Source organism: Metapseudomonas boanensis (genome assembly GCF_042232855.1).
GTDB lineage: Bacteria > Pseudomonadota > Gammaproteobacteria > Pseudomonadales > Pseudomonadaceae > Metapseudomonas > Metapseudomonas boanensis.
This window is the reverse complement of record NZ_CP113889.1, coordinates 1,535,192-1,561,755: the sequence shown is the minus strand read 5'-3', so window position 1 is coordinate 1,561,755 and position 26,564 is coordinate 1,535,192. Positions and strand designations below refer to the sequence as shown.

Here is a 26,564-nt window from a genome sequence, read left to right as displayed (position 1 = left end):
CATCATAAATTGCGTGTTCGATCACGTTGCCTGAGAATGCCGCACTTTAAGCTGATCGCCGCCGCACGGCCTACCAAAACAACAAATCGCAATCGGTCATCGTGCGAAGTTTGCCTGCAAGGGGGAGGCAATCGATGAAACGCAAGCCAGACATTCTCTGGGTATTGGTCATTATTTTCGGCTTGGGCGTGGTTACTACCGGCTACACGCAGAGCCTGTGGGAGCGCCAGAGCAGCGAACCCACGATCGTGACCCAGCAGCCCTGATTCCACCTGGTGCGCACCGCAAGGATCGCGGTGTGCGCATCAGCGCCTCTCGTACCACCCCTTGTCCGTTACCGTCGCCTGCAAGGCTACGTCCCAGCTCGCGAGTTCCAGCCTGTCGACCTTCTGACACTCATGCGCCAGCCCCAGCAGGGTGGGGCTGCGCCATTGCTTGCGTCGCGCCAGATAAGCCAGGCTGCGGTCGTAGAAGCCGGCGCCCATGCCCAGGCGACCGCCCTGCTCGTCGAACCCGACCAGCGGAAGCATGACCAGGTCCAGTGCCCAGACCTTGCGCTGCAGCGCCGGATTGGCGCGCGGCTCGAGGATGCGGAAGCGGTTCTTTCGCAGTTTTTCCCCAGGATGCAGGCGCTGGAAGACCATCTTTTCGGCCGGCCATGCGTTCAAGACGGGCAGGTAGGTCCGCTTGCCCCGGCGTTGCGCTTCACGCAGCAGCGGGCGCGGGTCGATCTCGCCATTGGTCGGCAAGTACAGCGCGACATGGCGGGAGCGGCGGAATAGCGGATCCTGCGCGAGCTGGCGGTAGAGTGCCTTGGCGGCCTGCTTCTGCTGAGTGGGGGTAAGTGCGCGTCGAGCCTGGCGAAGCAGGCGGCGCAGTGCCTGGCGGGAGAGATTGCCGGCGCTGATCATGAAAAAAAGACTCCCCGGTTGTGCCGCTGTCGGGTTAGCCCTTGAACCCGAAAGTTCAAGGTGGAGGATGCAGGAGGCGTTAAGGCTTTCCGTCAGGCGGACATGCACACCGGCCCCAACATGCACCCCCCGTGGTTGTGCGTATCGGCTCAGGGACGTCACCGACTGGCCAACACACCAGGGAGCTGGCCGCGAGTATACCCCAAGCAATGGCTCTGGCGTCAGGCTTCTTGGCTGTCCGGATCAGCGGCGAGCGCGTGGTCGACCCGCATGAGCAGGTCACGCACGTGCTCCCGGGTGGAGGTGGCCTCCTGATCTAGGCGCTCCTGCTTATGCAGCAGGTCGTGGGTGATGTTCAGAGCGGCCATGACGGCAATGCGATCTGCGCCGATCACTTTGCCGCTGGAACGGATCTCTCGCATCTTGCCGTCCAGGTAACGGGCTGCGCTTTCCAGGTTGGCGCGCTCGTCCGCCGGGCAGGCGATGCAGTATTCCTTGTCAAGGATGTGGACGGTGACGGTATTGGACTGGCTCATTAATCCTGCTCCAGGGCTTTGAGGCGCGAAATCATCGCTTCGACCTTCAGCCGGGCCATTTCGTTCTTTTCGATCAGATGGGCGCGCTCTTCGCGCCAGGCCTTCTCGCTGGCAAGCAGGAGCCGGTTCTGGGCCTTCAGCTGCTCGACTCGCTGGATCAGCAGTTCCAGCTTGGTGGTCAGCGCATGCAGTTCGGCGTCTTCCATGGGCGTCTACTTGATTGGGAGTGACCGGGACTATATAGGACCGGCGCGGGGATGGGTCAAACCCGTCGGCGGCTGGCATGACACATTGCACACTCAATCGTCGGGGCGGGTACCCGGGCGACCGATGCTGCCTTCACCGCGCCAGGCTGCTAGGATACGAGGCCTCCATTCTAGTGATTGCGCCTTCTGGCGCCTAGCCACCATGCCCAGTTCGAACTCCCCTTACGCTGCTTTTTCCGCACTGCTCGCCACCAGTGGTCAGCCAGTTTCCCCTGCCGAATTGCACGGCATGCTGCTCGGTCGCAGCTGTGCTGGTGCTGGCTTCGAGCCCGAGCCCTGGCTGGAGGATGCCGCCGAGCTGCTCGGTAGCGCTCCGCAGGACAACGTGCGCCAGGCCCTGATCGGCCTCCAGGAAATGGTCAAGGCCGAGCTTACCGGCACCGAGATGGCTGTCGTGCTCCTGCTCCCGGGCGACGATGTGCCCCTGACCGAGCGAGCTGCCGCGCTGGGCCAATGGTGCCAGGGCTTCCTCGGTGGCTTCGGCCTGACCGCGCGTGAAGGTGCGTTGTCCGGTGAGGCCGTCGAAGTGCTGCAGGACCTCGCGTCGATTGCCCAGGTGCAGAGCGCACTCGAGGACTCCGACGACGGCGAGTCCGACTACATGGAGGTGATGGAGTATCTGCGCGTCGCCCCGCTGCTGCTGTTTACCGAGTGCGCCAAGGCGGCTGCGCCGGTGCCGAAACCCTCGTTGCATTGAACCCGTGTCGCGGGCGCTACGGCGCCCGTCGAGAAGGAGCGCGCATGACCCGTATCCCGAAGTCCGAGTACGCTCGCCGGCGCAAGGCGCTGATGGCCGAGATGGAGGCCAACAGCATCGCCATCCTGCCTGCGGCGCCGGTCTACATCCGTAACCGCGACGTCGAGCACGTCTACCGCCAGGACAGCGATTTCCAGTACCTCAGCGGCTTCCCCGAGCCGGAAGCAGTGCTGGTACTGATCCCCGGTCGCGAGCACGGCGAGTATGTGTTGTTCTGTCGTGAACGTGATCCCGAGCGTGAGCTTTGGGATGGCCTGCGTGCGGGCCAGGACGGCGCGATCAGTGAGTACGGCGCGGACGATGCCTTCCCCATTGGCGATATCGACGACATCCTTCCCGGGCTGATCGAAGGGCGCAACCGCGTCTACTACTCCATCGGTACCAACACCGAGTTCGACCAGCACCTGATGGAGTGGGTCAACGTGATCCGCTCCAAGGCTCGCCAGGGCGCTCAGCCGCCGAACGAGTTCGTCGCCCTCGACCACCTGCTGCATGACATGCGCCTGTACAAGTCTGCGGCCGAGGTGAAGGTGATGCGCGAGGCGTCGGAGGTATCCGCCCGCGCTCATGTTCGCGCCATGCAGACCGCGCGTGCCGGACTCTACGAATACCACCTGGAAGCCGAGCTGGAATACGAGTTTCGCCGTGGCGGGGCGAAGATGCCGGCCTATGGCTCCATCGTCGCCGCCGGCAAGAACGCCTGCATCCTGCACTACCGCGAGAATGACGCGCCGCTCAAGGATGGCGACCTGGTACTGATCGACGCCGCCTGCGAGCTCGATTGCTACGCCAGTGACATCACCCGCACCTTCCCGGTCAGCGGCACCTTCAGCCCTGAGCAGAAGGCGATCTACGAGCTGGTGCTCAAGTCGCAGGAGGCGGCGTTCGAGCAGATCGCCCCTGGCAAGCACTGGAACGAGGCCCATGAAGCCACGGTGCGGGTAATCACCTCCGGCCTGGTGGAGCTGGGTCTGCTCAAGGGCGAGGTTGATGAGCTGATCGCCAGCGAAGCCTACAAGGCTTTCTACATGCACCGCGCCGGCCATTGGCTGGGCATGGACGTGCACGACGTCGGCGACTACAAGGTCGGCGGCGAATGGCGCGTGCTGGAACCCGGCATGGCCATGACCGTTGAGCCGGGCATCTACATCGGTGCGGACAACCAGAACGTGCCGAAGAAATGGCGCGGCATCGGTGTGCGCATCGAGGACGATGTGGTGGTGACCCGCACGGGCTGCGAGATCCTTACCGGCAGCGTGCCCAAGACCGTCGCCGAGATCGAGGCGCTGATGGCTGCAGCGCGGTCCCAGGCTGCCTGACATGCACCGGAACCAGATTGCGATCATTGGTGGAGGCCTGGTCGGCGCCAGTTTCGCCCTGGCCCTGCAGGACGGCGCCCGGGCGCGGGGCTGGAAGATCGTCCTGATCGAGCCCTTCGCCCCCGGCGACAGCTTCCAGCCGAGCTACGACGCGCGATCTTCTGCGCTGTCGTTCGGCAGCCGGCAGATCTACGAGCGCCTCGGCCTCTGGCAGAACATCGCGCGGCGCGCCGAGCCCATCCTGCAGATCCAGGTGTCCGATCGCGGGCGCTTCGGCGCGGCGCGTCTCTCGGCGCTTGAGGAGGGCGTCCCGGCACTGGGCTATGTGGTGGAAAACGCCTGGCTGGGCCAGTGTCTCTGGCAGGCGCTGGACAGCGAGGTGGTCAGCTGGCACTGCCCGGCCGAGGTCGCCCGCATGCAGGCCCTGGAGGACGGCTACCGCCTGACCCTGAATGACGAAACCGAGCTCGACTGCGCCCTGGCTATCCTCGCTGACGGTGGCCGCTCCAGTCTGCGTGAGCAGCTGGGCATCGGCGTACGGCGCACGCCTTACCGCCAGACGGCGCTGATCGCCAACGTCAGCCCGCTTGAGGCCCATCGTGGCCAGGCCTTCGAACGCTTCACCGACGCTGGCCCAATGGCTTTGCTGCCGCTGCCGGGAAACCGCTGTGCGCTGGTCTGGAGTCGCCCCGGCAACGATGCGGAGCGCCTCGCCAAGCTCGATGAGCGGCGCTTCCTCGATGAGCTGCAGGATGCCTTTGGCTATCGCCTCGGCGCTTTCCAGCAGGTCGGTGCGCGGAACCTCTATCCGCTGGAACTGGTGGAGGCCGAGGAGCAAGTGCGCTCGCACTTGGTGGTGCTCGGCAACGCCGCCCACAGCCTGCACCCGATCGCCGGTCAGGGTTACAACTTGTCGCTGCGTGACGCCCTGGCCCTGGCTGAGACGCTGCTGGCCGGCGCGGCACCGCTGGGCGACTTCGCCACGCTGCAGGGTTACCTGCAACGCCAGCGGCTGGACCAGCAACTGACGGTGGGTTTTTCCGACCAGGTGACCCGACTGTTCTCCAACGCCGAACCGCTGCTTACCGCTGGTCGCAACCTGGGCCTGCTCGGCCTCGACCTGCTGCCACCGGCGAAACGCTGGTTCGCCCGCCAGGCCATGGGCCTGGGGACTCGCCCGGGTTGACCGGGTTTGCCTCGATTCGGACTAAACGGGAGCCATCAGGCCTGATATGGAAATGCGAGCGGATCTGATCATCGTCGGCGCCGGCATGGTCGGCAGTGCCCTGGCACTTGCCCTCAAAGACAGCAGCCTGGACATCCTGCTGATCGACGGCAGCCCCCTCAGCGTCAAACCCTTCGATCGCGCGGCGTCCTTCGAACCGCGGGTCAGCGCGTTGTCCGCTGCCAGCCAGCGGATTCTCGGGCGGCTGGGAGCCTGGCGCGGTGTCGAGGCGCGGCGCAGCAGTCCCTACAGCGACATGCACGTCTGGGATGGCTCAGGCACCGGGCAGATTCACTTTTCCGCATCCAGCGTGCATGCCGAAGTGCTTGGTCACATCGTCGAGAACCGTGTCGTGCAGGATGCATTGATGGAGCCACTGCATGACACCGACATCGGCCTGATGCCCGGCTCGCGCCTGGAGCGCCTGCGCCGTTCCGGCAATGACTGGCTGCTGACCCTGGTGGATGGCCGCGAGCTGCGCACGCCGTTAGTGGTGGCGGCCGACGGCGCCAACTCGGCCGTGCGTCGTCTCGCCGGTTGCGCCACCCGTGAGTGGGATTACCTGCACCACGCCATCGTCACCAGCGTGCGCTGCGCCGAACCGCACCAGCGTACCGCCTGGCAGCGCTTCACCGATGACGGTCCGCTGGCCTTCCTGCCGCTCGACCGGGAAGGCGACGAACATTGGTGCTCGATTGTCTGGTCGGCCACTCCGGCAGAAGCCGAACGCCTGATGGCACTGGACGATGCGGCGTTCTGCCAGGCGCTCGGCAAGGCCTTCGAATGGCGTCTTGGCGAGGTGCTGGCCGCCGATCCGCGGCTGTGCATCCCGCTGCGCCAGCGCCATGCCAAGCGTTACGTGGAGGAAGGCCTGGTGCTGATCGGCGATGCTGCCCATACCATCCATCCGCTGGCGGGGCAGGGTGTCAACCTGGGTTTCCTCGATGCTGCGGTGCTCGCTGAAGTGCTGCTGCATGCCATCGGTCGCGGCGAGCGCCTGGCCGATGAGCGTGTGTTGAGCCGCTTCGAACGCCGCCGCATGCCGCACAACCTGGCCATGATGGCGGCCATGGAGGGCTTCGAACGCCTTTTCCAGGCTGACCCGCTACCCGTACGCTGGCTCCGCAACAGCGGCCTGAAATGGGTCGACGGCATGCCCGAGGCCAAGGCGATGTTCGTGCGCCAGGCGCTGGGGCTTTCCGGTGACTTGCCAGAGCTGGCTCGGGCCTGAGGTTCGGGCCTGCACGAGCAGCTCCCTCTCCCTCCGGGAGAGGGTTGGGGTGAGGGAGGCTTCAGCCAAGCCAAAGCGTATTCCGCAGAGCTGCTGGTTGGGCTTCGCTTTGCCCTGCACCAACCTTGTATCTTGTTCTTCGTTCAAGTCGCTCTTGAACACAGGGAAGGCCTCGCCGGGATCTGGACCGATCCCCTCTCTCTCAGCGAGAGGGGAGAAAAATGGAAACACCCCCGACGTAAAAACCGCTTCTGTCCGCAACTGAGGTTGACTATCATTCAGGCCTTCGTTGCTATCCAGAGGCTCCCGCAATGCAGGTACGTCAATCCCTCTTCGCGCTGCTGGCGCTGACCGCCGCTGCCACATCGGTCCAGGCTGCCGACGAGGTGGTGGTTTATTCCTCGCGCATCGACGAGCTGATCAAACCGGTGTTCGACGCCTATACCGCCAAGACTGGCGTGCCCATCAAATTCATCACCGACAAGGAAGCCCCGCTGATGCAGCGGATCAAGGCCGAAGGCGAGAACGGCGTGGCCGACCTGCTGCTCACCGTCGATGCCGGTAACCTCTGGCAGGCCGAGCAGATGGGTATCCTGCAGCCGTTCACCTCCAAGGTGATCGAGACCAATATTCCTTCCCAGTACCGCTCCAGCACTCAAGGCTGGACCGGCCTGTCGCTGCGTGCACGGACCATCGTGTACTCCACCGAGCGCGTCAAACCCGAGGAACTGTCGACCTACGAGGCCCTGGCCGACGCGAACTGGGAAGGCCGCCTGTGCCTGCGGACCGCCAAGAAGGTCTACAACCAATCGCTGACTGCGACACTGATCGAGACCCACGGCGCCGCCAAGGCCGAAGAGATTCTCAAAGGCTGGGTGAATAACCTGGCCACCGACGTATTCGCCGACGACAACGCGGTGATCCAGGCCGTGGACGCTGGCCAGTGCGACGTCGGCATCGTCAACACCTACTACTACGGCCGCTTGCACAAGGAGAACCCGGACCTGCGCGTGAAGATCTTCTGGCCGAACCAGGCCGATCGTGGCGTGCACGTCAATCTGTCCGGCATCGGCCTGACCAAGCATGCCCCGCATCCGGAAGCTGCAAAGGCCCTGGTGGAGTGGATGACCACCGACGAGGCACAGGGCCTGTTCGCCAGCATCAACCAGGAGTTCCCGGCCAACCCGGCCGTCAAACCATCTGCCGAGGTCGCCGCCTGGGGCACCTTCAAGGCCGACAGCATTCCAGTGGAGGTGGCCGGCAAACGCCAGGCCGAAGCCATCAAGATGATGGACCGCGTCGGCTGGAACTGATCGAGGTTCCTACTTCATACTCGGCGCCCCGGTTAATCCGGGGCGTCTGGTTTTGATCCGAGAGGTTCCGCGTGGCCCATTCCGCCCAGCTTCGCTGGTATCCCATCAGCTTTGCCGTCGCCGTCCTGGTACTGCTCCCGCTTAGCGTGCTCGTGCTGTCCTGGGGTGAAGTGGATGGCGAGATCTGGACCCACCTCTGGGATACCCAGATGCCGCGGCTCCTGAGCAACACCCTGGTGCTGGTGCTGGGCGTTTCGGTCGGCGTGACCCTGCTCGGTGTCAGTCTGGCCTGGCTCACCAGCCTCTGTGATTTTCCGGGGCGGCGTTGGCTGGACTGGGCGCTGATGCTGCCCTTCGCGATACCGGCCTATGTTCTGGCCTTTGTCTTCATTGGTCTGTTCGACTTTGCCGGCCCGGTTCAAAGCTTGCTACGCGAATGGTTCGGCAGCGGGCTGCGGCTGCCGCGTGTACGCTCCACGGGCGGCGTCATTCTGGTATTGGTGCTGGTTTTCTACCCTTACGTCTACCTGCTGGCGCGCAGTGCCTTCCTGGCCCAGGGCAAGGGCTTGATGGAGGCGGCGCGCGTGCTTGGCCAGTCGCCCTGGCAGGCCTTCTGGCGCGTGGGACTGCCAATGGCGCGTCCGGCCATTGGTGCAGGCCTTGCGCTGGCGGTCATGGAAACCCTGGCGGATTTCGGTGCGGTGGCGGTGTTCAACTTCGATACCTTCACCACGGCCATCTACAAGACCTGGTACGGCTTCTTCAGCCTGGCCAGCGCCGCGCAACTGGCCAGCCTGCTGCTGCTCGGCGTCTGCCTGGTGCTCTACGGCGAACGTCGTGCGCGCGGTGCCAGTCGGCCGGCGAGCGAGCGTCCCCGGGGCAAGGCGTTGTACCCGCTGAAGGGAGTCAAGGCCCTGGCAGCCAGCACCTGGTGCGGCCTGATATTCGCCTGTGCCTTCGTCATCCCTGTGCTGCAACTGCTGGTGTGGTTCTGGCAGCGTGGCCGCTTCGACCTCGACGAGCGCTACGCCGGACTCATCCTGCACACCCTCTACCTGGGTGGCATGGCAGCGCTGATCACGGTCTGCGTGGCGCTGTTGCTGGCGTTCGCCCGACGCCTGGCGCCGACCCGGCCCGTCCGCGCGGCGGTAGGGCTGGCCAATGTCGGCTACGCGCTGCCGGGTTCTGTGCTGGCGGTTTCCATCATGCTTGCGTTCAGTTACCTCGACACCCACTTGGTGATCCCACTGTCCAGCTGGCTCGGCGGTGCCGGCAAGCCGCTCTTGCTGGGCAGCCTGCTGGCCTTGCTGCTGGCCTATCTGGTGCGCTTCATGGCGGTGGCTTACGGCCCGTTGGAAGGAAGCTTGGCGCGGATTCGTCCTTCCTTGCCGGAGGCCGCACGCAGCCTCGGTGTCGGCGGCAGCGGATTGTTCTTCCGCGTTTACGTTCCGTTGCTGGTGCCGGGCGCCCTCAGCGCGGCGCTGCTGGTGTTCGTCGACGTACTCAAGGAAATGCCGGCCACCCTGCTGATGCGTCCGTTCGGCTGGGACACTCTGGCCGTTCGCATCTTCGAGATGACCAGCGAAGGCGAATGGGCCCGCGCCTCGCTGCCGGCGCTGACGCTGGTGCTGGTTGGCCTGCTGCCGGTAATCAGCCTGATACGCCGCTCGGCGCGACGAATCGGCCACTGAATCACCGGCCGCCGGCCGGAGTGTCCAGTCTCCGACCTTGCGGCTACAATGCGCGCCATTCGTTGCGGCCCACCCCGTCAGAACCACGCTGCGGCAACCCGCCCAGCCGGCCAGGACGGCCCACCGCATCTTCGCCAAGCCCGGAAGGAGAAACCCATGGGACAGCGCACTCCACTGCACGACCAGCACGTGGCACTGGGAGCCAAGATGGTCGATTTCGGCGGCTGGGACATGCCGTTGCACTACGGTTCCCAGGTTGAGGAGCACCATCAGGTGCGCCGCGATTGTGGCGTCTTCGACGTCTCCCACATGACCGTGGTCGATGTCAGCGGGTCTCAGGCCAAGGCCTGGTTGCAGATCCTCCTGGCGAACGATGTCGGGCGCCTGCAGGTGCTTGGCAAGGCCCTCTACAGCCCCATGCTCAACGAGCAGGGCGGCATCGTCGACGACCTCATCGTCTACCTCACCGATTTCGGCTACCGCCTGGTGGTCAATGCTGCGACGCGCGACAAGGACATGGCCTGGCTGGAGGCGCGTAGCCAGGGCTTCGATGTCCAGCTCCGCGAGCGCGTGGAACTGGCCATGCTGGCCATCCAGGGACCCAGCGCCCGGACCAAGGCCGCCGAGCTGGTGAGCACCGAGCGCGCCGCGCTGATCCACGAGCTCAAACCCTTTCAGGGACTGCCCGAGGGCGACTGGTTCATCTGCCGCACTGGCTACACCGGCGAGGACGGCTTGGAGATCATGCTGCCCGCCGATCAGGCAGCCGGCTTCTTCAGTGAACTGGTCGGTGCCGGCATCGCCCCCATCGGCCTTGGCGCCCGTGACACCCTGCGCCTTGAAGCCGGGATGAACCTCTACGGCCAGGACATGACCGAAGCGGTATCGCCACTGGTCTCCAACATGGCCTGGACCATCGCCTGGGAGCCGGCTGATCGCGATTTCATCGGCCGTAAGGCCCTGGAGGCCGAGCGTGATGCCGGTGTGGCCAGCAAGCTGGTCGGCCTGGTGCTTGAGGAGCGCGGCGTGCTGCGTGCCCACCAGGTGGTGCGAGTTGAGGGCGTTGGCGAAGGCGAAATCACCAGCGGCAGTTTTTCGCCTACCCTCGGTAAATCCATCGCCCTGGCCCGAGTGCCGGCGGCGACCGGTGAGCGCGCCGAGGTGGAAATCCGTGGCAAGTGGTATCCGGTGCGTGTCGTGCGAGCGAACTTCGTGCGCAATGGCAAAGCCTTGATCTAAATTTTCAGGCGGGCCATCCGCCAAAGTCTCTGAGGACCTCACTATGAGCAACATTCCCGCTGAACTGCGTTACGCCCCCAGTCACGAATGGGCCCGCCTGGAAGCCGATGGCACCGTCACCGTCGGCATTACCGACCATGCCCAGGAAGCCTTGGGCGACGTGGTTTTCGTCGAGCTGCCGGAAGTTGGCAAGACCCTCGCTGCCGGTCAGGAAGCAGGCGTGGTGGAGTCGGTGAAGGCCGCCTCCGACATCTACTCGCCGATCGGCGGTGAAGTGATCGCGGTAAACGACGCCGTCAGCGACGCCCCTGAGAGCGTCAACAGCGACCCCTACGGCAGCTGGTTCTTCAAGGTCAAGCCGAGCGACGTCGCCGAGCTCGACAAACTGCTCGACGCTGCCGCTTACAAGGCAGCCGCCGACGCCGATAGCTGATTCTCCCGCTATCCTTTCAAAGCCTCGCTAGTCGAGGCTTTGTGTTTTCTAGAGGCCACGAACATGTCCCAGACGCCCTCGTTGTCCCAGCTCCACCAGCCCGACGCCTTCCTTCGCCGGCATCTTGGCCCGGACGAACGCGAACAGCAGGCCATGCTCGAGAAGCTTGGCCTGGCGAACCGTGACGAGCTGATCGTGCAGACGGTGCCTCCGGCAATCCGCCTCAATCGCACGCTGGAGCTACCGGCAGCGCTGGACGAGCAGGGTGCCCTGGCCAAGCTGCGCGGATATGCCGGACAGAACCAGGTCTGGACCAGCCTGATCGGCATGGGTTATTACGGCACCATCACGCCGACCGTGATCCTGCGCAACGTGCTGGAAAACCCCGGCTGGTACACGGCCTACACGCCTTATCAGCCGGAGATCGCCCAGGGGCGCCTGGAAGCGCTGCTGAACTTCCAGCAGCTGACCATCGATCTCACTGGCCTCGATCTCGCCAGTGCCTCCTTGCTGGACGAAGCCACCGCCGCCGCAGAGGCCATGGCCCTGTCGAAGCGGGTGGCCAAGTCGAAGAGCAACCTGTTCTTCGTCGACGAGGATTGCCACCCGCAAACCATCTCGGTGGTGCAGACCCGCGCCGATGCTTTCGGCTTCGAGCTGGTGATCGACGCTGTGGATAACCTCGCGCAGCACCAGGTGTTCGGAGCCCTGCTGCAGTACCCCGATACCCACGGAGAGATTCGCGATCTGCGTCCGCTGATCGCGCACCTGCACGGGCAACAGGCCCTGGTCTGCGTCGCCACCGATCTACTCAGCCTGCTGCTGCTGACCCCGCCTGGCGAATTGGGCGCCGATGTGGTATTCGGCTCCGCGCAGCGCTTTGGTGTGCCCATGGGTTACGGCGGTCCGCACGCAGCCTTCTTCGCCACCCGCGACGAATTCAAACGCGCCATGCCCGGGCGCATCATCGGTGTCTCCAAGGATGCGCGCGGCAATGTGGCCCTGCGCATGGCCCTGCAGACCCGCGAGCAGCACATTCGCCGCGAGAAGGCCAACTCCAACATCTGCACTGCACAGGTGCTGCTGGCCAACATCGCCGCCTTCTACGCCGTCTACCACGGTCCGGAGGGGCTCAAACGCATCGCCCAGCGCGTGCACCGGCTCACTGCGATCCTCGCCGAGGGCCTGGCGCGCAAGGGCGTGCATCGCGACAACCAGTATTACTTCGACACCCTGACCCTGGACGTGGGCGGCAGCCAGACTGCCATCATCGAGTCGGCCAAGGCCTCGCGCATCAACCTGCGCATCCTCGGTCGCGGCAAGCTGGGTGTGAGCCTCGACGAAACCAGCACACCCGAGACCGTCGAGCAGCTGTTCTGCATCTTCCTCGGCGCCGACCACGGCCTCAGCGTCGCTGAGCTAGACGAAGCGGTGATCGTTCCCGGCATTCCGGCCGACCTCGCACGGACCAGCGACTACCTCAGCCATCCGGTGTTCAACGCCCACCACAGCGAAACCGAGATGCTGCGCTACCTCAAGCAACTGGAGAACAAGGATCTGGCGCTGAACCAGGCGATGATTCCGCTCGGTTCCTGCACCATGAAACTCAACGCCACCAGCGAGATGATCCCTATCACCTGGCCGGAATTCGCCCATCTGCACCCCTTCGTTCCACGCGACCAGGCACTGGGCTACAGCCTGATGATCGACGAGCTGGAAGCCTGGCTGCGCGCCATCACCGGTTTCGACGCCATCTGCATGCAGCCCAACTCCGGTGCCCAGGGCGAGTACGCTGGTCTGTTGGCGATTCGCCGTTTCCACGAGAGCCGTGGCGAAGGGCACCGCAACATCTGCCTGATCCCGGCTTCGGCCCACGGCACCAACCCGGCCTCGGCGCAGATGGCGAGCATGCGTGTGGTCATCGTCGAGTGCGACGCCGAGGGTAACGTCGACCTCGAGGACCTCAAGCGCAAAGCCGCTGAGGCTGGCGGCCAACTGTCCTGCCTGATGGCGACCTACCCCTCGACCCATGGTGTGTACGAAGAGGGCATCCGCGAGATCTGCGAGGTTATCCACAGCCAGGGCGGGCAGGTGTACATGGACGGCGCCAACCTCAATGCGCAGGTCGGCCTGGCTCGGCCGGCGGACATCGGTGCCGACGTCTCGCATATGAACCTGCACAAGACTTTCTGCATCCCCCACGGCGGCGGCGGACCCGGCATGGGACCGATCGGTGTGCGCGCGCACCTGGCGCCCTTCGTCGCCAATCACCCGGTAATCGAACTCAAGGGGCCCAACCCTGAGAACGGCGCGGTCAGCGCGGCACCCTGGGGTAGCGCCAGCATCCTGCCGATCAGTTGGATGTACATCGCCATGATGGGGCCCGAGCTCGCCGATGCCACCGAGGTGGCGATCCTCAGTGCCAACTACCTGGCCAAGCAGCTAGGCGATGCCTTCCCGGTGCTCTACAGCGGTCGCAATGGTCGCGTGGCCCATGAATGCATCCTCGACCTGCGTCCGCTCAAGGCAGAAACCGGCATCACCGAGGAGGACGTGGCCAAGCGCCTGATGGACTACGGCTTCCATGCCCCGACCATGTCCTTCCCAGTGCCCGGCACGCTGATGATCGAACCGACCGAGAGCGAGAACAAACACGAGCTGGATCGCTTCATCGAGGCGATGCTGAGCATTCGTGCAGAGATCGCCAAGGTCCAGGCCGGCGACTGGCCGGCCGAGGACAACCCGCTCAAGCGTGCGCCGCATACTCTGGCGGATGTCATTGGCGTGTGGGAGCGCCCGTACAGCATCGAAGAGGCCGTGACCCCCTCCGCGCATACCCGCGCGCATAAGTACTGGCCATCGGCGAACCGGGTGGACAACGTCTACGGCGACCGCAATCTGTTCTGCGCCTGCGTGCCAGTGGACGAGTACCGGGAGTGACATGCGTATTCACGGGAGTGCTCGCTACCGCAGGCCGGTTCCTGGCCTGCGTCAACCTTTTTGGATGCCTGCCCCTTCGATAATCAGGGCCACTGGTGTCCTGTTGGCTAAGTTCGTTGACTTTAATCCGAGCAAGCGCTGGTCCCCCCTCTCCCTCCGGGAGAGGGGGCGGGCCGCGTTCGGATGAGGGAAGTGCAAGCAGCCTGCAAAGACCGCGATAGATAAACGAATTAACCAGACAGGCCACTAGGTCCTTTACGAAAGCTCGTCGGGCAATGGCCAGGCAAGAATGACCAGGTTCGCACCGAAGCACAGGCGCAAGGCCAGTGTGCCGAGAGATTCACACTGACCTGAAGCACTCAGCGGAGCAAGAAACTGCCTCCGTAGTGATCGAGGTGCCTGCACTATGGGGCAGCCCGGCTCTCATTCCGTCGAGTCTGTGGTTAAACGCCCGCATGCTCAGGCCTGGCTGGCGCTCCGGGGATCACTTCTCGGTCGCGAGGATCGCGCTGGCCAGCTCTTCGTCGCTGGCCTGGAGACCCGGGTTTTCCGAGCGAATCTGCTTGAGCGCAGCCTCCAGGTACGGGCCGCGAATTTCGCCGCCGCTGGCCACAAAGCTGCTGGCATCGTCCTGGGCCGCGACGATGAGTTTGTCGTCCTTGAAGGTGACGTAGGTGGACGCGGTCGTCGCGCCGGAGGAAATGACACTCTTCCAGAAGTCGTCGTCGGCCATCGCCGAGCCGACGGGAATGGCGATCAGGGCCAGGGTCGCTGCAAAAAGTCGAGTACGCATGGGAACAACTCCAAAACACAGGTGGACTCGCGTATCAGATTCATCTGCCCGGCGTTGAGTTCCAGCAAATCGCCAGCCGGCGCGTAGCGCCAGCCTGCGCTCCGGTTCATTCGCGACGCAGTGAAGGATCGTCCGGGTTGAGTTGTTCCAGTTCTGCGAGCAGCGCCTGCACCTTCTGGATCTGCCCGGCCTCGCGCCAATAGTTGATCAGCGCCAGGCGCGCTTCGCGGTTGGCGGGCTCACGCTCCAGCAGCTTTTCCAGTTGCTGGCAGGCGGGCTCCAATTGCCCGCTGTCGTGTAGCGCCACGGCGTAGGCGTAGGCGTATTGGCCGTTGTCCGGCTCCAGTCGCGTGGATTCTGCAAAGGCTTTCAAGGCGGCCTCGCGATCGCCCTTGCGCATGAGCGCCAGGCCGTTGGCCTGCTGTAGCAGGGGGGATTGCGGATGATTGGCGATGGCTTGGTCCAGCAGGGCTCGGCCCTCTTCCCAGCGGAAATTGCTGTCCAGCCACTGGGTCAGGCCGACCAGTGCCAGCAGGTAGTCCGGATCGCGCTGCAGGGCGGCACGCAGGTAGTGCTCGACGTCATCGGAACGACCGTTGGCCTGGTACAGGGCAGCCAACTTGAGGTTGGCTTCGGCTCGATCCTGCTGGCTCAGCAGTGCGGCTTCGTATTCACCGATGGCCTTGGTCCAGCTCTTTTCGTAATTGCCCAGCCCAGTGGCGCGCAGGCGTAGCAGCTCATAAGCCGCGGCGATGCGCACGGCGCGCACGGGGTCGATCAGCAAAGGTGCCAGCAGGTTGCGCCGTTGCTCCGGCGGCACCAGGGCGGCGACAGCCTTTACCGCGGCTTCGCGCACCTGCGGCGACGGGTTCACCAGGTCATTGGCGGCGGCCTTGAGCGCGCGTTCGCTGGGGTAGGTGGGCAGCTCCGCCAGGAGTGTGGCGCGGCGGATGGCTGGCAGGTCCCTGGTCTCCAGTTGCTGGAACAAGGCCCGTGAAGCCCCGGGCTTGCCATTGCGCACCAGCCACAGGCTGTCGTCGTAACGGGGGGCGCCGCGTTTGTCATCGCCGTACCACTGGCGGAATTGCTCGGCCAAGCGGTCCCCAGGCGTCGCGCGGTGGCAGCTGAGGCAGGCGTCGGACGTACCCAGCCTGAGCGCGCGCGCAGGGTTGGGCAGGCTGAAGCCATGGTCGTGGCGCAAATCGTTGCCCCTGGCAAGCTTGCCCGGCATATGGCAGTCCACGCATTGCGAGCCGGCTTGCCCCTGAAGGTGGTGGTGATGCTCGGGAGACTCGTAGTCTTTGGCCTTCAGGCGTTTGGCGTCGATGCCGGCAAGGCGCTTTTCGGCGGGGTTGTGGCATTGCAGGCAAACGCCGTTGCCCGGAGCCTTCAGCACCGTGCTGTGCGGATCATGGCAGGTACTGCAGCGCAGGCCCTTGGCGAACATCGTGCTTTGCGTGAAGGCACCATACTCGAACACCTCATCCTTGATCTTGCCGTCCAGTTCATAGAGTTCGCGGGTGAGTGCGCTGGGCAGGTAGTCGTCCATCAGCCGCTGGGCGTGGCCGGAGCCGTCGCCCAGCGGTGCGCGGTGGGCGTGACAACGGGCGCAGGTTTCCACCTCGGTGACGTTATCCACCCTGGACAGCTTCTGGGTAAAACCGGCATTGGCCGCGTCGCGACTTTTCGCTGCCCATTCCAGGTGACGGGAGGCCGGGCCATGGCAGGCCTGGCAGCCGACGCCAAGGCTGTTCCAGTGGCTGGCAAATGTGTTGCTGGCTGGGTCGAAGTTACGTTCGTAGCCGGTGCTGTGGCAATCGATGCACTGGGCGTTGGCGTTCTGCTGCGGCTGGCTCCAGTGCTGTGGATGCTTGAAGGTAACGCCCTGGCCGGGGGCTGGCTGGAACCAGGCGTGCTTCTCGGTATCCCAGGCAAGGTCCAGGGCCTGCAGGCGGCCGCCGGGCAGTTCGATCAGGTATTGCTGCAGCGGCGTCACGCCCAGGGTATAAGCGACCTTGAAGTCCGCGAGCGTGCCGTCCGGGCCTTTGGTGTTGATCCAGAAGCCTCCATCCTTGCGGAAGAAGCGCGTGGTGTCCTCGCCTTCCTGGAAGCGCGCATCATTGAAGTCGCCGAGCACGCTGGATTCGCTGGCCGCCTGCATCGCCAGTTGATGGTGGGTGCCTTGCCAGGCCTTGGTTTGCGGGCTGTGGCAGCCACTGCACAGGGCTTCGTCGACCATGGCAGCGGGAGGCGTGCCGGGTTCCGACTGCCGGAGCGGCAGTGCTTCTTCGCCACGCCCACCCTGCAGAGCCAGCCACAGACTGAGGCCTAACAGCAGCAAGAGCCCGGCCAGCACCGGATAGACCGGGCGGGCAGAGCGAGGATTGCGTTGTGGCGAGTCGGAGGGCTTCGGCATGCAGACATCCGCTGTGCTGGCGCGCTTCAAGGTTGGGCAGCTTCGATGATGCTGCCGGAAGCTGTCAAACCGTTACGCCAATACGCTGCCCATCTTCAATCCGATCGCGATCGAAGGCACCGAACTCAGATTGGCTCCACCTTCAGCAGCACGCCATCCTGGCCGACCACCCGAACCTGGCTGCCTGCTGGCAGGTCCGGACCGCTGACCAGCCAGACCGAGTCGCCCGCGCGGATCTTGCCACGACCGTCGTGGATGGCCTCATGCAAGGCGAACTGGCGGCCGATGAATTCCTGGCCGCGCTGGTTCAGGCCCGGCTGTTCGGAGGGCTTGGCGGAGCTGCGCTGGCGGCGCCACCAGAAAACAGCGGTGAGGATGGAAAGCACGCCGAACAGGACGGACTGGATGGCCCAGTGCAAATCCGGCATGACGAACGTAATGGCGCCAACGCAGGCGGCTGCGACGCCGATCCACAGTAGGTAACCGCCAGCGCCGAAGACTTCCAGGATCAATAGCAGGGTGCCGAGGGCCAGCCAGTCCCAGTAGGTGAGGTGCTGGATGTAGTCGAGCATTTGTCAGGCCTGCTTGCTGTCGAAGGTGGCGCGAACGATTTCGCCGATGCCGCCGACGGCGCCGATTACCTGGCTGGCTTCCAGCGGCATCAGGACTACCTTGCTGTTGTTGGCGCTGGCCAGTTTGCCCAGGGCCTCGACGTATTTTTGTGCGACGAAGTAGTTCACCGCCTGCACGTTGCCGTTGGCGATGGCGTCGGACACCACGCGGGTCGCCTCGGCTTCGGCCTGGGCGGCACGCTCGCGGGCTTCGGCTTCGAGGAAGGCCGCCGTACGCTCGCCTTCGGCCTTGAGGATCTGCGCCTGCTTCTCACCCTCGGCGGTGAGGATGTCCGCCTGCCGGCGACCCTCGGCCTCGAGGATCTGGGCGCGTTTGAGGCGCTCGGCCTTCATCTGGCTGGCCATGGCCTCTACCAGGTCGGCCGGCGGGGTGATGTCCTTGATCTCGATGCGGGTGACCTTGATGCCCCAGGGCGCGGTGGCTTCGTCGACGGTGCGCAGCAGGCGCTCGTTGATGGCATCGCGCTGGCTGAGCATGGCGTCCAGCTCCATAGAGCCGAGCACGGTACGGATGTTGGTCATCACCAGGTTGCGGATGGCGTGCTCCAGGTCATTCACCTCATAGGCGGCCTGGGCGGTGTTGATCACCTGGAAGAAGCACACCGCGTCGATGGTGACGATGGCGTTGTCGGCGCTGATGGCCTCCTGCGGGGGGATGTCCAGCACGCTTTCCATGACGTTGATCTTGCGGCCGATGCGGTCCACCACCGGCACGATGATGTTCAGCCCCGGTTTGAGCGTATTGGTGTAGCGGCCGAAGCGCTCTACTGTCCATTCGAAACCCTGTGGCACCACTTTGAAGCCCATGAAGACAATGGCGATTGCAAGGGCGACGAACAGGATGACGACACTGCCGATTTCCATGGTGTTTCCCTGTGTTGGCAAGTTGTTCCAGTAGCTCGGACTTCAGTCCGGGTTGTGCGCATTACCCCGGGCTGAAGCCGGGCTACGGCGTGTTTTCATAGCCGCTTAGCATTTCATTTCTGCTCGCTTTGTGGTGTGACCCGGAGCACTTCTTCGATGGTAGTCAGTCCTTGGGCAACTTTCTGCGCACCGGACAATCGCAGGCTGCGCATGCCGTCCTTGAAGGCCTGGCGGCGCAGGGCGATGAGGTCGGTATCGGCGGTGATCAGCGGCTTCAGGTTGTCAGACAGCAGCATGATCTCGTACACCCCAGTGCGGCCCCGGTAGCCGGTATCGCGGCATTCCAGGCAGCCGACGGCACGGTGGGCACCGCTGGGCCGTGGCGCGCTCCAGGGCTTGGTCAGACCCTGCCAGTCGTCCTCGCTGAGCTCCATGGGCGCCTTGCAGTGCGGGCAGAGGGTGCGTACCAGGCGCTGGGCCATGACCCCGAGCAAGGTGGCGCGAAGCAGGTAATAGGGCACGCCGAGCTCCAGCAGGCGCGTGATGGCGCTGGGAGCGTCGTTGGTGTGCAGGGTGGAGAGCACCAGGTGGCCGGTCAGCGCCGCCTGGATGGCCATCTCGGCGGTTTCCAGGTCGCGGATCTCGCCAACCATGATGATGTCCGGGTCCTGGCGCATCAGCGCGCGCACACCGCTGGCGAAAGTCAGGTCGATGTTGTGCTGTACCTGCATCTGGTTGAACGCGCCTTCGATCATCTCGATGGGGTCTTCGATGGTGCAGACATTGACCTCGCTGGTCGCCAGTTGCTTGAGCGTGGTGTAGAGCGTGGTGGTCTTGCCTGAGCCGGTGGGACCGGTGACCAGGATGATGCCGTTGGGCTGGTTGGTCATGCTCTGCCAGCGTCGCAGGTCGTCCTGGGAGAAGCCCAGCTGATCGAAGCTTTTCAGCAGCACCTCGGGGTCGAAGATGCGCATCACCATCTTCTCGCCGAAGGCAGTGGGCAGGGTGGAGAGGCGCAGTTCCACCTCGCCGCCGTCCGGGGTCTTGGTCTTCACCCGGCCGTCCTGTGGTTTTCGCTTCTCCGCCACGTTCATCCGCCCGAGGCTCTTCAGGCGGCTGACCACCGCCATGGTGACCTGTGGCGGGAACTGGTAGACGGTATGCAGCACGCCGTCGATGCGAAAGCGCACCGTGCCTTGCTCGCGGCGTGGCTCGATGTGGATGTCGCTGGCGCGCTGCTGGTAGGCGTACTGGAACAGCCAGTCGACGATATTGACGATGTGGGCGTCATTGGCGTCCGGTTCCTGGGTGCTGGAGCCGAGCTTGAGCAACTGCTCGAAGTTGCCAACGCCGCTGATCTTCTGGTCCACCGCGTTGGCGCTGCTGACCGACTTGGCCAGGCGATAGAACTCCACGGTAAAACGCTGGATATCCACCGGGTTGGCCACCACGCGCCTGATCGGGCGCTTGAGCACGTGGGTCAGGTTGCTTTCCCAGCTCTGCACGAAGGGCTGTGCGCTGGCGATGGTCACGGCTTCGCTGTCCACCGCTACGGCGAGGATCTTGTGGCGCTGGGCGAAGGCGTAGGACATCAATGGGGTGATGGCGGCGACGTCGATCTTCAGCGGATCGATGCGCAGGTAGGGCTGGCCGGCATGCTCGGCAAGCCACAGGCTTAGGGTTTCCAGGTCGAGCTTCTTGCCCGGCCGCTGGAGGTCATCGACCTGCTGGCTGGCCAGGAACTCGATGGGGTGCTGCTGGTTGTTCACCGCGCTGCGGCGGATGGCGAGGCAATGCTCGGCCTGCTCCTGGCCGACGCGGCCCTGGGCCACCAGTTCGCGCAGCAGGTCGTTGAGTTCAAGCCAGCGGTCCTGGGCAGGTGAGGCAAAGGCGGACATGCACGCTCCAAATTCATGCTTCTCAGTTGGAAAGAGTAGCAACAACCCTTTCCGCAAAGCGTTCAAGCATGCCCGAATCGTCGCGCCACGACTAAGCGCCCGGTCAAAGTCCGGTGCATTCAGCCCGGAAGCACCTCCAGGCTCACCGCGTCCACGCTCACCAGGGAGCGCATTTTCTGAGCGATGACTTCCGCGCGATGGGGCGTCAAACCCTGTTGGAGCAACTGCAAGCGCAAGGTATCGCCTTGTTGGGTGGCCTCCAGCCAGCGGGGCACCAGTTGCAGCTGTGCGAAGTAGCCGAGCAGGCGGCTGAGGATGTCCGGTTCGGACTCGGCGAGGATGGTGAATCGCACTTCGCGCGCCTGAAGCGTCGTGGTACGCGGATGCCAGTGATCTTCGCGAAGGCTGGCAAGGGGCGGGTTGGGGGCGCGGCAGGGTTCCTGGAGGCTGAGCATGGACGGTTCCTTGGGTTGGACGACGACATTTTTCCAGCCTCGGCGCGTGAATTCCTACCTCATTTAGGGTAAATGCGGTTAGATTTGGATAAACTTTTCTGATTACATGTCTGGCTTGGAATTTTTATGTCCATCACCCTGGATGCTTACGACAAGCGCATTCTCGAACTGCTGCAGGAAGACGCCAGCTTGGCCACGGCCGAGATCGCTGAGCGCGTCGGCCTGTCCCAGTCGCCCTGCTGGCGGCGTATCCAGCGCCTGAAGGAAGAGGGCGTGATCCGCCGTCAGGTGACACTGCTGGACCGCCGCAAGATCGGCCTGAACGCGCAGATATTCGCCCAGGTGAAGCTCAACGCGCACGGCCGCTCCAACCTCACCGAGTTCGCCGAAGCCATGCGCCAGTTCCCCGAAGTACTGGAGTGCCACGTGCTGATGGGTTCGGTGGACTTCATGCTGCGCATCGTCACCCGCGACATCGAGGCCTACGAGCGCTTCTTCTTCGAGAAGCTGTCGCTGGTGCCGGGCATCCAGGAGGTGAACTCCATCGTGGCGCTGTCGGAGATCAAGTCGACCACCAGCTTGCCGGTGGGGCAGGGGTAGGGCCTTTGCGCTGGGCCTTCGCCCTCTCCCCCCAATCCCTCTCTCGTAGGAGCGAGCTTGCTCGCGAACCTGGCCTTCGTTTTCGCCAGCAAGCTGGCTCCTACAAACAGGCACCGCCCTTGCTCTCCTGCAAGGGGGTATCAGGAAGCCTTGCCGTCGTCGGTCAGGACCGCTGGCTCCTTCGCCGCCTTCCCCGCCTGATGCGGCGGTGTCAGCCCCATGGACAGGTAGATGCTGGTCAATCCGTCCACGCCCATGTCCGCCGGGCGCACCCACTCCACCGGCACATAGATCAGCCCGCCGCCCACCGGGATCGGCGCAGTAGGAACCAGCACGGCGAAGTAAGGGCGACCATCAAGTTCGATGGGTTCGGAGCTGGGCTGCAGGGCTAACACGGCGGCGCCTTCGCCACCGAAGAAGCACCAGACCGGGCTCATGGCGGTGATGTCGGCGTTCTTGCTCTTGTCCAGCAGACCGACGAAGCGGTCGGCGATGTTGTAGAAGTTGCCGATCAACGGGGCGCGCCGAAGCGTCATGTCCAGCAGCCAGGCCAGCGGCCGGCGTAGGCCGAGTTGCACGGCGAGGCCCAGCGGGTAGAGGCTACCCAGCAAGACCAGGGTGCCGACGAAGTACGCCAGGTAGGGGCTGCTGGCGAAGGGTTGGCCCAGGGCCGCCAGCAACTGCCCGATGACGGTGGCCGGGCCCACCAGCTTGTTCAGCAGGTTGACGATCCAGGCCAGCAGAGCCAGCGTGAGGACCAGCGGCAGCAGGGCCAGCAGGCCGGTCAGCCAGGTGGTGACGAGGGATCTGAAGCTCTGCCGGATCATTGCGTTCTTCCAGTGAATGGACACCGCACGCCGGGGCGCGCGGTGCCTGCGGGCTACTTCAGCAGGGCCTTCCAGCTCTTCAGGCTGATCAGCGTTTGCGTCTGCTCACTGCGTGCGGCCAGCACTTCGCCGTCCAGCGGCTGGCCAGCCAGTGCCGCGAACTTGCACAGCTCGCCATAGCAGCGGTCGATTTCCGGTACTTCCAGGACGTTGCGCGCCAGGCGCAGCCAGACCAGCAGGCGCTCAATGCGCGGCAGCTGTTCGGCGAGGTCTTCCGGCTGGCGCTTGTAGCGCTCCAGCTTCAGCGCTTCGGCCTCTTCGGCCAGCAGGCGCGGCAGCCACTTGCCCACGGGCGCTGCGCCCTGGCGGTTGCCGCGCTCATTACGGCCGGCAGTCCAGGCGCGGGCCAGCAGCCAGCGCGAGGCCTTGAGGGAGAACAGGCCCCAGCGGGTGCCCTGCAGTTCCTCGGCGAATTGCTGCGGCGCAGCCTGGCGTACGGCTTCGTCGTGCTCGCCGGCCTGGACGCGTGGGCGCCAGTCATGGAGCAGGGCATCCAGCAGTTCGCGCAGGTCGTGGCTGCTGGCGCGTGGTGCGGCCTGGCCCAGGCTGCCGAGCAGGGCGCGCAGGTCAGTGAGTTGCTGCAGCCAGTCCACCAGCAGTTTCCAGTGGCCGTTGAAGCGGTATTGCTCGGCCAGGCGCTGGCTGCTGCCGAGCAGGTGCCAGGCGAGGGCAGCCACGGCGTCGTCCAGCGGCTGTTCGGCCGTCAGCTCCGGCGCGGGCAGGTTCAGGGTGTAGCTATTGGCGTCGTGCAGACGGTAGCCACGCTCGGCCTTGCTGATGTCGCAGGGCATCAGAGCCAGGTCGGCGGCCAATTCTTCGGCCAGCTCCAGCAGCGCCTCGGGCTCGCCCTGACGCAGTTCCAGTTCGAGCTCGCAGATTTCTTCCTGCTGTTTGCCGGCGATGACCTTACCGAAGTCCAGAGCAGCCTCGATCACCACCTTGGCCTTGCCACGGCCCCAGGCAATCTCCGCGCGGTCGCGGGCGAAGTCGGTGGTGAAGATCGGCTTGAGCTGCTTCTTGTCCAGATCGGCGAGGCTGGCGGGCCAGCAGTCGTCGGTGAGTTTCTTCGGGTCCAGCTTGGGCTTGTCCAGGTACCAGTCCCACTCGTTGCGTTCAGACAGCCCGGCCACGCTCTGGCCACGGGTCTTCAGGGTCTGGATGAACTGCTCGCCGTCGCGGCGCAGGCGCAGGGCAACGCGGGCCTGGGCGAGGTCACGCTCCGGGGTGTCGAAATACTGGTTGAGCAGCTCACGCCGTTCCCAGCCGCTCTTATTGCGCTTCTTCAGCAGCGGGTGGTCGCGCAGGGCTTCCAGGGTCTCGCGGCTGGCGCGAAGCTTGATTTCGGTTTCTTTCTGCATGGCCGGAGTCTTTCAGACGCAGCCAGGGTGGCTGCCAAGGCGGTGAAGTTTACAGGACCGGTCCCGACCTTGCCGAAGCGGTTTCGCCGAGGCGGCCATGTGCCTATGATGGAATTTCGTATGTGGAGGCCGTCGATGTCCGTTCCAGACCTGAAATCGCAGTTCGCCGCGCTGATCGCCGCGCCCTCGGTGAGTTGCACCCAGCCCAACTGGGACCAGTCCAACCAGGCGGTGATCAATCTCCTCGCCAGCTGGCTCACCGATCTCGGTTTCCAGTGCGAGATCCAGCAGGTAGCGCCGGGCAAGGCCAACCTGCTTGCCACCTATGGCAGCGGCCCCGGTGGTCTGGTGCTGGCTGGGCATAGCGATACGGTGCCTTTCGATGCGGCCCTGTGGAAAACCGACCCGCTGAAGCTCAGCGAGGTGGGTGATCGCTGGTATGGCCTGGGCAGTTGCGACATGAAGGGCTTTTTCCCTCTGGCCATTGAGGCGGTGCGCGGGCTGCTGGACCGGCCGTTCCGCCAGCCGTTGATGATCCTCGCGACCTGCGATGAGGAAAGCTCCATGGCCGGCGCTCGCGCACTGGCCGCGTCGGGCAGGCCCCTCGGTCGCGCGGCGGTGATCGGCGAGCCCACCGGCCTTCGGCCGATCCGCCTGCACAAGGGCGTGATGATGGAGCGCATCGATATCCTCGGGCAGAGCGGTCATTCCTCGGATCCGCGCTTCGGCCACAGTGCGCTGGAAGCCATGCATGCGGTGATGAGCGACCTGATCGAGCTGCGCGGCGAGTGGCAGCAGGAGTTCCGCAATCCGCTGTTCAACGTTCCGCAACCGACGCTCAACCTTGGCTGCATCCACGGCGGCGACAACCCCAACCGCATCTGCGGCCAGTGCAGCCTGGAGTTCGACCTGCGGCCCCTGCCGGGCATGAGCCCGGACACCCTGCGCGCGGTGATTCGCCAGCGCCTGCGGCCCGTGGCCGAGCACTACGCGGTGAAGATCGATTACAAACCGTTGTTCCCGGCAGTGCCGCCGTTCGAGCAATCGGCGGAAAGTGATCTGGTGCGCCTGGCCGAGCGTCTCACTGGTTATGCGGCAGAGGCGGTGGCCTTCGGGACTGAAGCGCCGTATCTTCAGCAGCTTGGTTGCGAGACCCTGGTGCTTGGCCCCGGCGATATCGCCTGCGCCCACCAGCCGGACGAGCACCTCGAACTGTCACGGATCGAGCCTACCGTTGCGCTATTGCGCCAGCTCATCCAGCATTACTGCCTGTAATCCACCACCACGTACTGAGAGGGTTTCCGTTGATGCTCCTGCGACGACGATAACGCGCCGCCATTTCGCTCCTTTACCGAGCTCCGCACTTCGTCTTATCGCCAACTACAGGCTCACGGAACCCATGCACGATTACGTCAACTGGCTTCGCCACGCTTCGCCCTACATCAACGCCCACCGGGACTGCACCTTCGTCGTCATGCTTCCTGGGGAGGGCGTTGCCCATCCGAATTTCGGCAACATCGTCCACGACCTCGTGCTGCTGCACAGCCTCGGCGTGCGCCTGGTGCTGGTACATGGTTCGCGCCCGCAGATCGAGGCGCGTCTCGCCTCCCGTGGCCTGACGCCGCATTTCCACCGCGACCTGCGCATCACCGACGGCCCCACCCTGGAGTGCGTGATCGACGCCGTGGGCCAGTTGCGTATCGCCATCGAGGCGCGGCTGTCCATGGACATGGCCGCCTCGCCCATGCAGGGCTCGCGGCTGCGGGTGAGCACCGGCAACTTCGTCACCGCCCGGCCCATCGGCGTGGTGGATGGCATCGACTACCACCACACCGGCGAAGTGCGCCGGGTGGATCGCAAGGGTATCGGCCGCCTGCTGGACGAGCGCTCGATCGTGCTGCTATCGCCGCTGGGGTATTCGCCCACCGGGGAAATCTTCAATCTCGCCTGCGAGGATGTGGCCACCCGCGTTGCCATCGACGTCGGCGCTGACAAACTGATCCTCTTCGGCAGTGAACGCGGCCTGATCGACGACGCCGGCAAGCTGGTGCGCGAACTGCGCCCGCAGCAGGTGCCGGCGCACCTGACACGGCTCGGCAACAACTACCAGGCGGAACTGCTGGATGCCGCTGCCCAGGCCTGCCGCGGCGGCGTCAAGCGCAGCCACATGGTCAGCTATGCCGAAGACGGATCCTTGCTCACCGAACTGTTCACCCGTGATGGTGGCGGCACCCTGGTGGACCAGGAGCAGTTCGAATCCTTGCGCGAGGCGACCATCGACGACGTGGGTGGCCTGATCGACCTGATCACCCCACTGGAAGACCAGGGCATCCTGGTGCGCCGTTCGCGGGAAGTGCTGGAGCGGGAGATCGAGCAGTTCAGCATCGTCGAGCGCGATGGCCTGATCATCGCCTGCGCGGCGCTCTATCCGATTGCCGATTCCGATGCCGGCGAACTGGCGTGCCTGGCAGTGAACCCGGAGTACCGCCACGGCGGCCGTGGCGACGAGCTGCTGGAGCGAATCGAGGAGCGCGCTCGTGCCCAGGGCCTGAAAACCCTTTTCGTGCTCACCACCCGCACCGCGCACTGGTTCCGCGAACGCGGCTTCCAGCCCAGCGCCGTCGAGCAGCTGCCGGCTGCGCGGGCGTCGCTGTACAACTACCAGCGCAACTCGCAGATCTTCGAGAAAACCCTGTAGCCCGCACTCCCGTGCCCGGACGTTCCCGGACTGAAGTCCGGGCTACGACTGATGCTCCCACAGGTGGGGCCAGTGGCGGACTGCTTTTCCTTGTGGGGGCGA

General features: G+C 64.7%; 24 protein-coding genes and 1 other RNA gene. 13 read left to right on the top strand and 12 right to left on the bottom strand.

The window, feature by feature from the left end; translation table 11 throughout:
- Positions 1-134: 134 nt before the first annotated feature.
- Entirely contained in the window at positions 135-266 is a 132-nt protein-coding gene (locus tag OXH74_RS07110) for a hypothetical protein (protein ID WP_285899527.1), read from the top strand.
- A 39-nt stretch (positions 267-305) separates the two neighbouring features.
- On the opposite strand, the gene OXH74_RS07105 is transcribed toward OXH74_RS07110, so the two are convergent.
- The 4 genes from OXH74_RS07105 to OXH74_RS07090 all read right to left on the bottom strand — a co-directional run bounded on the left by OXH74_RS07105 (position 306) and on the right by OXH74_RS07090 (position 1,653).
- Positions 306-911 carry a 5-formyltetrahydrofolate cyclo-ligase gene (locus OXH74_RS07105; protein ID WP_215372129.1) on the bottom strand — a complete coding sequence of 202 codons (606 nt, stop codon included), beginning with the start codon at positions 909-911 and terminating at the stop codon, positions 306-308.
- Between the two features lie 7 nt (positions 912-918).
- Positions 919-1,098: non-coding RNA, 6S RNA (ssrS, locus tag OXH74_RS07100), on the bottom strand.
- A gap of 34 nt (positions 1,099-1,132) precedes the next feature.
- On the bottom strand, positions 1,133-1,447 hold the full coding sequence (locus OXH74_RS07095) for a cell division protein ZapA (RefSeq protein WP_215372127.1): 315 nt from the start codon (positions 1,445-1,447) through the stop codon (positions 1,133-1,135).
- Entirely contained in the window at positions 1,447-1,653 is a 207-nt protein-coding gene (locus OXH74_RS07090) for a TIGR02449 family protein (protein WP_375740637.1), read from the bottom strand. The genes OXH74_RS07095 and OXH74_RS07090 overlap by 1 nt, the downstream gene beginning before the upstream one ends.
- A 202-nt stretch (positions 1,654-1,855) precedes the next feature.
- Here OXH74_RS07090 and OXH74_RS07085 point away from each other — a divergent pair, with 202 nt between their 5' ends.
- The 9 genes from OXH74_RS07085 (at position 1,856) to gcvP (ending at position 13,861) form a co-directional block, all read left to right on the top strand.
- Positions 1,856-2,410 (top strand): YecA family protein, encoded by a 555-nt coding sequence (locus OXH74_RS07085; RefSeq protein ID WP_375740636.1) that lies wholly within the window; start codon positions 1,856-1,858, stop codon positions 2,408-2,410.
- 44 nt (positions 2,411-2,454) lie between these two features.
- On the top strand, positions 2,455-3,789 hold the full coding sequence (pepP, locus tag OXH74_RS07080) for a Xaa-Pro aminopeptidase (protein WP_375740635.1): 1,335 nt from the start codon (positions 2,455-2,457) through the stop codon (positions 3,787-3,789).
- Position 3,790: 1 nt separating this feature from the next.
- Complete coding sequence (ubiH, locus tag OXH74_RS07075; protein WP_375740634.1) at positions 3,791-4,975, top strand: 2-octaprenyl-6-methoxyphenyl hydroxylase; 1,185 nt, start codon at positions 3,791-3,793, stop codon at positions 4,973-4,975.
- Positions 4,976-5,027: 52 nt separating this feature from the next.
- On the top strand, positions 5,028-6,245 hold the full coding sequence (locus OXH74_RS07070; RefSeq protein WP_375741577.1) for a 2-octaprenyl-3-methyl-6-methoxy-1,4-benzoquinol hydroxylase: 1,218 nt from the start codon (positions 5,028-5,030) through the stop codon (positions 6,243-6,245).
- A 311-nt stretch (positions 6,246-6,556) separates the two neighbouring features.
- The gene (locus tag OXH74_RS07065) at positions 6,557-7,558 is read left to right on the top strand and encodes an extracellular solute-binding protein (RefSeq protein WP_375740633.1); all 1,002 of its coding nucleotides are present in this window, start codon (positions 6,557-6,559) and stop codon (positions 7,556-7,558) included.
- 71 nt (positions 7,559-7,629) lie between these two features.
- Positions 7,630-9,249, top strand: a complete 1,620-nt coding sequence (locus OXH74_RS07060; RefSeq protein ID WP_375740632.1) for an ABC transporter permease — start codon at positions 7,630-7,632, stop codon at positions 9,247-9,249.
- A 156-nt stretch (positions 9,250-9,405) separates the two neighbouring features.
- Positions 9,406-10,488 carry a glycine cleavage system aminomethyltransferase GcvT gene (gene gcvT, locus OXH74_RS07055; protein WP_375740631.1) on the top strand — a complete coding sequence of 361 codons (1,083 nt, stop codon included), beginning with the start codon at positions 9,406-9,408 and terminating at the stop codon, positions 10,486-10,488.
- A gap of 43 nt (positions 10,489-10,531) precedes the next feature.
- Positions 10,532-10,921, top strand: coding sequence for a glycine cleavage system protein GcvH (gene gcvH, locus OXH74_RS07050; RefSeq protein WP_375740630.1), 390 nt, complete (start codon positions 10,532-10,534; stop codon positions 10,919-10,921).
- A 63-nt stretch (positions 10,922-10,984) separates the two neighbouring features.
- Positions 10,985-13,861, top strand: coding sequence for an aminomethyl-transferring glycine dehydrogenase (gene gcvP / locus OXH74_RS07045; protein WP_375740629.1), 2,877 nt, complete (start codon positions 10,985-10,987; stop codon positions 13,859-13,861).
- A gap of 484 nt (positions 13,862-14,345) precedes the next feature.
- On the opposite strand, the gene OXH74_RS07040 is transcribed toward gcvP, so the two are convergent.
- From OXH74_RS07040 to OXH74_RS07015, 6 genes are all read right to left on the bottom strand, one after another.
- On the bottom strand, positions 14,346-14,654 hold the full coding sequence (locus OXH74_RS07040; protein ID WP_375740628.1) for a DUF2388 domain-containing protein: 309 nt from the start codon (positions 14,652-14,654) through the stop codon (positions 14,346-14,348).
- A 106-nt stretch (positions 14,655-14,760) separates the two neighbouring features.
- Complete coding sequence (locus OXH74_RS07035; RefSeq protein ID WP_375740627.1) at positions 14,761-17,070, bottom strand: multiheme c-type cytochrome; 2,310 nt, start codon at positions 17,068-17,070, stop codon at positions 14,761-14,763.
- A 125-nt stretch (positions 17,071-17,195) separates the two neighbouring features.
- A complete protein-coding gene (locus OXH74_RS07030) occupies positions 17,196-17,642 on the bottom strand; it encodes an NfeD family protein (RefSeq protein WP_375740626.1) in 447 nt (148 codons plus the stop codon).
- Positions 17,643-17,645: 3 nt separating this feature from the next.
- The gene (locus OXH74_RS07025; protein ID WP_215372100.1) at positions 17,646-18,566 is read right to left on the bottom strand and encodes an SPFH domain-containing protein; all 921 of its coding nucleotides are present in this window, start codon (positions 18,564-18,566) and stop codon (positions 17,646-17,648) included.
- 113 nt (positions 18,567-18,679) lie between these two features.
- Positions 18,680-20,464 carry a GspE/PulE family protein gene (locus OXH74_RS07020; protein WP_375740625.1) on the bottom strand — a complete coding sequence of 595 codons (1,785 nt, stop codon included), beginning with the start codon at positions 20,462-20,464 and terminating at the stop codon, positions 18,680-18,682.
- A gap of 119 nt (positions 20,465-20,583) precedes the next feature.
- On the bottom strand, positions 20,584-20,919 hold the full coding sequence (locus tag OXH74_RS07015) for a hypothetical protein (protein WP_375740624.1): 336 nt from the start codon (positions 20,917-20,919) through the stop codon (positions 20,584-20,586).
- 126 nt (positions 20,920-21,045) lie between these two features.
- Here OXH74_RS07015 and OXH74_RS07010 point away from each other — a divergent pair, with 126 nt between their 5' ends.
- Entirely contained in the window at positions 21,046-21,519 is a 474-nt protein-coding gene (locus OXH74_RS07010; protein WP_375740623.1) for an Lrp/AsnC family transcriptional regulator, read from the top strand.
- A 140-nt stretch (positions 21,520-21,659) separates the two neighbouring features.
- On the opposite strand, the gene OXH74_RS07005 is transcribed toward OXH74_RS07010, so the two are convergent.
- Complete coding sequence (locus OXH74_RS07005; RefSeq protein WP_375740622.1) at positions 21,660-22,346, bottom strand: DUF502 domain-containing protein; 687 nt, start codon at positions 22,344-22,346, stop codon at positions 21,660-21,662.
- A gap of 53 nt (positions 22,347-22,399) precedes the next feature.
- Positions 22,400-23,764, bottom strand: a complete 1,365-nt coding sequence (locus OXH74_RS07000; protein WP_375740621.1) for an inorganic triphosphatase — start codon at positions 23,762-23,764, stop codon at positions 22,400-22,402.
- A gap of 135 nt (positions 23,765-23,899) precedes the next feature.
- On the opposite strand from OXH74_RS07000, the gene argE reads away from it, so the two are divergent.
- Complete coding sequence (gene argE, locus OXH74_RS06995) at positions 23,900-25,039, top strand: acetylornithine deacetylase (protein WP_375740620.1); 1,140 nt, start codon at positions 23,900-23,902, stop codon at positions 25,037-25,039.
- A 124-nt stretch (positions 25,040-25,163) separates the two neighbouring features.
- Complete coding sequence (gene argA / locus OXH74_RS06990; protein ID WP_215372076.1) at positions 25,164-26,462, top strand: amino-acid N-acetyltransferase; 1,299 nt, start codon at positions 25,164-25,166, stop codon at positions 26,460-26,462.
- Positions 26,463-26,564: the final 102 nt, after the last annotated feature.